This window comes from Iodobacter sp. (assembly GCF_025352645.1).
Classification (GTDB): Bacteria; Pseudomonadota; Gammaproteobacteria; order Burkholderiales; family Chitinibacteraceae; genus Iodobacter.
On the sequence record NZ_JANXSO010000007.1, the window covers coordinates 20208 to 28545 of the forward strand.

Below are 8338 nucleotides of genomic sequence, written 5' to 3' on the forward strand. Positions count from 1 at the left end.
TAAGCCACCGTACCAAGCCCTCCTTTTGGCCAACTCAGCTTATGACCTCTCCCCGCAGCAACTGCTTTCATTGTGGCGAGCCACTTTTGGCACCTGACCACTTCCCCGTTATGTATAAGCAAGTAGAGCAAGCCACCTGCTGCGCAGGCTGCCAAGCCGTGGCTACGACTATTATTCAAAGCGGTTTAGATAGCTATTACACCGAACGAGATCGCCCAGCAGACCGAGCCCAGCCCCTACCGGATGAAATCCTTGCCCAGCTCAATCTGTATGACGACAGCAGCCTGCAAGCCAGCTTTGTACTCAATATCGACAGCGATATCCGCGAAGCATCACTGATTTTGGAGGGCATTAGCTGCACCGCCTGTATTTGGCTTAATGAGCGCCATATTCGTCAGCTTCCTGGCGTATTATCAGCCAGCATCAATTACAGCACTCACCGCGCCCGTGTGCGCTGGGATGAGCGCCTTATTCAGCTTTCCAGCATATTGCAAGCGATTGCCGCAATTGGTTATCGTGCTCAGCCTTATGATCAAGCCAAGCAAGAAGCGGGATGGCAAAAGCAGCGTAAAAGCGCCCTACTGCGGTTATGGATAGCGGGCCTATCCATGATGCAAGTCATGATGTTTTCTGTGCCCATTTATATGGCTAGGGCCGGTGAAATCGCCCCAGAGTGGCTGCATCTTATGCACTGGGCCAGCCTAATTCTTACCCTGCCGGTAGTACTCTATTCAGCGATGCCTTTTTATGTTTCAAGCTGGCGAGATTTAAAACGCCGTCGCACCGGCATGGACTTACCCGTGGCCATTGGCGTGCTCACAGCCTTTATTGCCAGCTGCTACACACTGCTTACCGGACATGGCGAGATTTACTTTGACTCGGTCTCGATGTTTGTATTTTTACTGCTTACTGGGCGCTACCTAGAAATGGCAGCGCGGCGTAAAGCAGGCGCGGCAACAGAGCAACTGGTCAAACTCATCCCCGCCTTTGCACATAAAATTGATGGGCAAGGGACGATAGAAGTTACCGTTAGCAGCCTAAAAGTGGGTGAAAAAATCCTGGTTAAATCAGGCGAAACCATCCCTGCCGATGGCATTGTTCGCCAAGGCGAAGGGGCGGTTAGCGAGGCACTACTGACGGGCGAAAGCCTGGCCATCCCCAAAACCACCGGCATGCCAGTCACAGGGGGCACGCTCAATTTAGCCGCTCCACTACATATCGAAGTCAGCCAGATTGGTGAAAATACCCGCCTTGCGGCCATCGTGCGTTTGCTCGATCAAGCACTGGCGCAAAAGCCACGCCTCGCCCTGCTTGCTGAACAGGTAGCCGGCTGGTTTACTGCGGCGCTTTTAATGACAGCCGCCTTGGCATGGTTGTATTGGAATCAACACGATCCCATCCACGCTCTGCCCATCATGGTTTCGGTGCTGGTCATCTCCTGCCCCTGTGCCCTGGCTCTTGCCACACCCGTTGCACTTACCGCCGCCATGGGGCATTTAGCCCAATTAGGGCTTATGGTTGCCAATAGCCCCTCCTTAGAAGCGCTGGCTAAAATCACCGACGTGATGCTGGATAAAACCGGCACCCTTACCCATGGCGAACCACGCATCCAACAATATATCGCTAGTCACAAAAAAGAAGCAGAAGCCCGCCAAATTGCTGCCTCGCTAGAGGCCAGCTCCGCTCATCCCTTAGCCCGTGCCTTTATTTTGCCAGACGTACCCTTGGCTCAAGAAATTCAAACCTACCCCGGTGGCGGCTTAAGTGGCATGGTGGATGGCCAGCTGTATTACATCGGCCATCCTGATTTTGTAAACAGGCAATGCAGCATGCTGATGCCTGAATCCATCCGCAAAGCAGAAGGAAGCTTAATTGCGTTAGCAAGCAAAACAGCATGGTTAGGTGCTTTTATTGTGGCGGACACCCTGCGCTCTGACGCAGCCGCATCTGTAGCCGCCTTGCAGGCTACCGGCTTACGCCTGCACCTTGTATCGGGCGATAGCAACGCTACCGTACAAGCTTTAGCTTTAAGCATGCATATTGAAAACGCTGTCGGCAGAGCAACGCCCAGGGATAAGCTGGCTTACATCAACACACTGCAACAACAGGGCCGCCGAGTATTAATGCTGGGAGATGGCGTCAACGATGCGCCCGTTTTAGCGCAAGCCGATGTCTCTATGGCAATGGGGGCTGGGGTCGATGTAGCTCATGCCGCAGGCGATATGGTGCTACTCAATAATCAGCTGGATCGGCTTCCCAAAGCGCTAGCCCTTGCAAAAAAAACCCGCACAATTATTCGTCAAAATTTAGTCTGGGCCATTGTTTATAACCTAGCCGCGTTACCCTTAGCCGTCTGCGGCCTGATTACTCCATGGATTGCTAGCCTAGGCATGGCCAGCAGCTCGCTTTTGGTGGTACTCAATGCCTTACGGCTCAAAGGAAAAAGCTAAATGGAAAGCCTTTATTTGTTGATTCCTCTTTCCGTCTTGTTGGTGTTTTTAATTGGAATTCTATTTTGGTGGTCGCTCAGAGGAGGGCAATTTGATGATATGGAGGGGCCTGGCTGGCAGATTTTGCAAGATGATGACAGCCTGCTCGTAGAGAAAAGTTCCGCAGACGAAAGAAAAAACAAGGAATTTAAGTCTGACGGGGTGTAAAATGCCGCGATCTGACGAAAGGCATTGATGTTCGTCAATAAGAACGCCGACTGAAGCAGCTAAAGTTCAGTTAGCATAATTACATAAGAAATATTCACAACCAGCAAAAAACCAGTTTCTTCCTTACAACTAGTTAAATGCAGACAGGTTGTACATTTTTCAAGTCAAAAATTCAAAGTCCAAGCTGTTGGAGATCAATCGGAGCTCGCATGGAACACCAAGGTACATACAACTATAAAGTGGTGCGGCAATTTGCCATCATGACAGTCATTTGGGGGATTGTCGGGATGCTGGTTGGCGTGATCATCGCTGCCCAGATGTACTGGCCAGAACTTAATTTTGGCCCTTACTTTCATTTTGGCCGCTTACGACCACTACACACTAACGCAGTTATTTTTGCGTTTGGTGGTAGCGGTTTATTTGCAACATCCTATTACGTGGTTCAGCGCACCTGTAATGTGCGTTTGATCTCCGACAAGCTGGCAGCCTTCCATTTTTGGGGCTGGCAACTGGTGATTGTGCTGGCCGCCATCACTCTGCCTATGGGTTACACCCGTGGCAAAGAATACGCCGAGCTAGAATGGCCAATCACTTGGTTGATCGCCGTGATTTGGGTAGCTTACGCGATCGTATTCTTTGGCACGATTGCTAAGCGCAAAGTGAAGCATATCTACGTTGCCAACTGGTTTTATGGTGCGTTTATTCTTGCTGTAGCGCTGCTGCACATCGTTAACGGCTTGGCGATTCCTGTGTCTGCCACCAAGTCATACTCGGTTTACTCCGGCGCTGTCGATGCGATGGTGCAATGGTGGTATGGGCACAATGCGGTAGGGTTCTTCTTAACCGCTGGCTTCTTAGGCATGATGTACTATTTTGTGCCAAAGCAAGCGGGACGTCCGGTTTACTCCTATCGTCTGTCCGTGGTGCACTTTTGGGCGCTATCGTTCACTTATATGTGGGCTGGCCCGCACCATTTGCATTACACCGCGCTGCCAGATTGGACTCAATCTTTGGGTATGGTGTTCTCCTTGATTCTGCTGGCTCCAAGCTGGGGCGGTATGATTAACGGGATTATGACGCTATCAGGTGCATGGCATAAGCTGCGTACCGATCCCATCCTGAAATTCCTCGTTACTGCATTGTCGTTCTACGGCATGTCCACTTTTGAAGGCCCGATGATGGCCATCAAAACAGTGAACGCGCTATCGCATTACACAGACTGGACCATTGGTCACGTGCACTCCGGCGCTTTAGGCTGGGTGGCCATGATTACTATCGGCTCAATTTACTACCTCATCCCTCGCCTGTTTAACAAAGAAGAAATGTATTCGGTAAAACTGATCGATACCCACTTCTGGATCGCGACGATTGGCGTGGTGCTTTACATCTCTTCCATGTGGATTGCCGGTGTAACGCAGGGCTTGATGTGGCGTGCAGTTAATACTGATGGCACTTTAACTTACGCCTTTATTGACTCAGTTAAAGCATCGTATCCGTATTACTTTATCCGCTTCTTGGGTGGTCTGTGCTTCTTGTCGGGCATGATATTGATGCTTTACAACGTACTGCGTACCGCTTTTTCTGGCCAAGCTGTCGATGCCAAAATTCCGGCCATTGCTCAACACGCCTGATCAAGAGGAGATAAATCATGAAAAACTTTATGAACCAACTGCAAGCAAAGGTCGAGCAAAACGTCGCCTACTTAATCATTCTGACGTTACTGACCTTAAGCATTGCCATGCTGGTAGAAATTTTACCGCTGATGTTTAGCAACTCCACCACCAAGCCTATCGAAGGGGTAAAACCTTACACCGCCCTAGCCTTGGCTGGACGCGATATTTTTGTGCGCGAAGGTTGCTATAACTGCCACTCACAAATGATTCGCCCTTTCCGCGCAGAAACTGAGCGTTACGGGCATTACTCTGTAGCAGGTGAATCTGTTTACGATCGTCCATTTCAGTGGGGTTCCAAACGCACAGGGCCAGATTTAGCCCGTGTGGGTGCGCGTTACTCTGACGAATGGCATCGTGCTCACTTAATGAATCCGCGCGATGTTGTGCCAGAGTCAAACATGCCTGCCTTTGCCTTCTTAGCGGCAAACAAGGTGGACTCTGCCGCTCTGCCAGCCAAAATGACAGCCTTGCGTAAACTTGGCGATCCATACTCTGACGCTGATATCAAAGGCTCTGTAGCCGCGACTGAAGGCAAAACAGAAATGGAAGCTGTGATTTTCTACCTACAAGGCTTGGGTCTTGCACTCAAGAACAAGAGGTAATTCATCGTGGAAATCTTAAACAATCTACGCGTGCTCTCTACCGTAGTCAGTTTCATTTGTTTTGTGGGCATCATCATTTGGGCCTGCAGCAAAAACAGCAAAGCATCTTTTGATGAAGCGGCACAGCAACCGTTCCTTGATGATGATCTGCCCTCATCAAACAAGACCTCCTGATTTCTAGAGGATATAAAAAATGACAGATTTTCAAAGTATCTTTTGGAATTATTGGATCGCGATCATTGTGATCGGCGGTATTGTGGCAATGACTTTGCTTTTAATGAGCCAAGGTGTTGTTAAGCTCAAAAAAGGTGAAAATGCCGATGTAACTGGCCATAAATGGGATGGAGATTTAGAAGAATTCAACAATCCGTTGCCGGGCTGGTGGGTCATGATGTTTTATATGACCATCGTTTTTGGCGTGGTCTATCTGGTGCTCTACCCTGGCATTTGGGGCGGCGCATGGAAATGGACATCGACCAACCAATATGGCAAAGAAGTGGTGCAAGCCAATTCTAAATACCAAGGGCTATACGATAAGTATTCCAAAATGCCGATTGCGGCTGTTGCACAGAATCAAGAAGCCAGAGACATGGGTAAACGCCTATTTCTGACTTACTGCATTCAGTGTCATGGCGCAGATGCACGCGGCGCTAAGGGTTTTCCAAACCTGACGGATGGCGATTGGTTATACGGTGGCACGCCTGACAACATCATGGAATCCATTGCAAATGGCCGTCATGGGCAAATGCCTGCTTGGGGTGCTGTATTTGGTGAGGAAAAAGTAAAAGACGTCGCCAACTATGTATTACAAATCGCTGGCAAGCCACGCAATGAACTACGTGCAAGCCGTGGTGCAGAAACATTCAAGCAAACATGTGTAGCCTGTCATGGTGCCGACGGCAAGGGCAATCAAGCCTTAGGCGCGCCAAATCTAACAGACAATACTTGGCTATATGGCGGCTCTGAAGCCACGATCATTGAAACGATTACCAATGGTCGCAGCAATGTGATGCCAGCATGGAAAGAGTTCTTAGGCGATGCCAAAGTGCATTTATTGGCTGGCTATGTTTATGGCCTTTCCAACAATCAGAAAGTAAAGTAGGAAAGCATAGGGGGTGGGCTGGGGTTTCCCCCGCACTTTATGTTTTAAACGGGCGGGTTTATCCCGCCCGTTTTTCCTTGATCGAAATGCTTTGTGTTGCCACTAACGCAAAACATTTTGCCTGGAGCAGGTAAAGAAATGAGTAAAAAATTAAGAGATATTCCCGTTACCGTCATCAAAGACGATGGCGAATACGAAGAGATCCACCTTTACAGCAAGCATAAAAAAATCTACCCGCGCTGGGTAAATGGCCTGTTTAATCGCTGGCGTATTCTGTTTGTTATCATCACTCAGCTCTTCTTCTACGGCATGCCTTGGCTACAAATGAATGGCCGCCAAGCATTGCTATTCAATATCACCGAACACACTTTTTATATTTACGGCTTTGTTTTCTTGCCGCAAGATTTTATCTATCTTACTGCCCTACTACTTGCTAGTGCGATTGGGCTATTTGCTTGGACCACTGCCGGAGGGCGGCTGTGGTGTGGTTATGCCTGTCCACAAACCGTCTATACCGAGATTTTTCTTTGGATAGAAAAATGGGTAGAAGGCGATCGCATGGCGCGCATCAAGCTGGATAACGCCCCCAGCAGCGCACGTAAAATACGCCTAAAAGCCATCAAACACAGCATATGGATCATCTTCTCGCTGTGGACAGGTTTTACCTTTGTGGGTTATTTCACGCCGATTCGCGCACTCTGGACCGAAGTTACTCAGTTTGGCCTAGGCCCTTGGGAAACCTTCTGGGTGTTTTTCTATGGTTTTGCCACCTATGGCAATGCCGGTTGGATGCGTGAGCAGGTTTGTAAGTATATGTGCCCCTACGCCCGCTTTCAGAGCACCATGTTTGATGCGGACACACTGATTATTTCTTATGATGCCGAGCGTGGAGATGCACGCGGTAGCCGTAAAAAAGGCAGCGATTACAAAGCGGCGGGCTTAGGCGATTGCATTGATTGCACGGTATGCGTGCAAGTTTGCCCCGTTGGCATCGATATCCGTGATGGCTTGCAATACGAGTGCATTGGTTGCGCCGCCTGTATTGATGCCTGTGATGAAATCATGGATAAAATGGAATATCCACGCGGGCTAATTCGTTACACCACAGAAAACGCGCTGGAGCATAAATACCCTGAGCGAGACATCATCAAAAAAATCACCCGCCCCCGTGTGATGATGTATGTCTTACTGCTGTTTATTATTATGGGCATTACCGTAAGCTCTTTAGTCATGCGTAAACCCATCAAAGTCAATATTTCTAGAGACCGTGTTGCCATGGTGAGGGAAGCAGATGATGGCTGGCTAGAAAATAGTTATCGCTTACAGATTCAAAATACCGATGAAAAAGCACATAGCTACACGATTATAGCGACAGGGATCGCCAATTCACGAACCATTGTGGAAGGCTCAGGTCAGATCTTTGTAGAGGCCACGGCCAGCCAAGATATTGGTGTTCGTGTGCAAATTGAACCAAATCTTGCTGGGGCTGGCGGACATGAAATCCACTTTATTATTACCGCCACAGATAACCCAACCATCACCAGTACAGAAAAAGCTAGTTTTATAGGACGCTAAAGATGCAAAACGAAACCACAGAACCTTGGTACAAGCACCGATTTGTATGGCTACTGATTTTATTCCCCACCGTTGCCGTTGTCGGTGGGGTTAATTTGTTTTTTCAAGCCGTTCAAAGCGACGATGGCTTGGTCAGCGATGATTATTATAAGGAAGGGCAAGAAATAAACAGCCAGCTCGATCGCGACATCAAAGCCACAAACTTAGGCCTAAGTGGGCAATTAATGCTGGGTGAAGACGGTAAGTCCATCCGTATTCAGCTGAATAAGGCGATTGCTGGTGACTTGGTACTCAAGCTGATGCACCCTACCCGTGCGGGTCAAGACCAAACCATTATTTTACATAAGCAAGCGCCACAATTTTATGTTGGCAAGCTAAGCAATGCCCTCACCCAGCCTCGCTGGCAGGTGGAATTGGCCGACACCAGCAAGCAATGGCGTTTAAAAGCGGAGTGGTCCATCAGTGATGCCGAAGCCCTGCAGCTCAAGCCCACAACATAACTAGAGAGGCGCTGCTTGCCCTAGCAAAATCAAACAGAGCGCAGCAAGCAACGCCATCAGATGATTTATCATAAAAAAAGCCTACTGCTGAACTGCACCCCAAAAGTTGGACACCCGTCCATTTTTGGGGTGTTTTTATGTCCAAGTACACAATGCAATTCAAACTTACTGCCGTTCAGCAATAGTTAACGGGCGAAGCAGGTATTAAAACGATCGCCAAGCAACATGG

The 8338-nt window shown here is 48.9% G+C and carries 8 protein-coding genes; all 8 read left to right on the forward strand.

Annotated features, from left to right (window positions below):
* The first annotated feature begins 41 nt into the window (after window positions 1-41).
* Entirely contained in the window at window positions 42-2450 is a 2409-nt protein-coding gene (locus Q0R17_RS00675) for a heavy metal translocating P-type ATPase (RefSeq protein ID WP_293931047.1), read from the forward strand.
* The gene (ccoS, locus tag Q0R17_RS00680) at window positions 2451-2657 is read left to right on the forward strand and encodes a cbb3-type cytochrome oxidase assembly protein CcoS (RefSeq protein ID WP_293931049.1); all 207 of its coding nucleotides are present in this window, start codon (window positions 2451-2453) and stop codon (window positions 2655-2657) included.
* Between the two features lie 209 nt (window positions 2658-2866).
* Entirely contained in the window at window positions 2867-4288 is a 1422-nt protein-coding gene (ccoN, locus tag Q0R17_RS00685) for a cytochrome-c oxidase, cbb3-type subunit I (protein WP_293931051.1), read from the forward strand.
* Between the two features lie 29 nt (window positions 4289-4317).
* Window positions 4318-4932 (forward strand): cytochrome-c oxidase, cbb3-type subunit II, encoded by a 615-nt coding sequence (gene ccoO / locus Q0R17_RS00690; RefSeq protein ID WP_293931058.1) that lies wholly within the window; start codon window positions 4318-4320, stop codon window positions 4930-4932.
* Between the two features lie 30 nt (window positions 4933-4962).
* Window positions 4963-5106, forward strand: coding sequence for a cbb3-type cytochrome c oxidase subunit 3 (locus tag Q0R17_RS00695; protein WP_293931059.1), 144 nt, complete (start codon window positions 4963-4965; stop codon window positions 5104-5106).
* A gap of 19 nt (window positions 5107-5125) precedes the next feature.
* The gene (gene ccoP, locus Q0R17_RS00700; RefSeq protein ID WP_293931053.1) at window positions 5126-6034 is read left to right on the forward strand and encodes a cytochrome-c oxidase, cbb3-type subunit III; all 909 of its coding nucleotides are present in this window, start codon (window positions 5126-5128) and stop codon (window positions 6032-6034) included.
* Between the two features lie 138 nt (window positions 6035-6172).
* Entirely contained in the window at window positions 6173-7609 is a 1437-nt protein-coding gene (ccoG, locus tag Q0R17_RS00705; RefSeq protein WP_293931054.1) for a cytochrome c oxidase accessory protein CcoG, read from the forward strand.
* A 2-nt stretch (window positions 7610-7611) separates the two neighbouring features.
* Window positions 7612-8109, forward strand: a complete 498-nt coding sequence (locus tag Q0R17_RS00710) for a FixH family protein (protein WP_293931056.1) — start codon at window positions 7612-7614, stop codon at window positions 8107-8109.
* The last annotated feature ends 229 nt before the right edge of the window (window positions 8110-8338 follow it).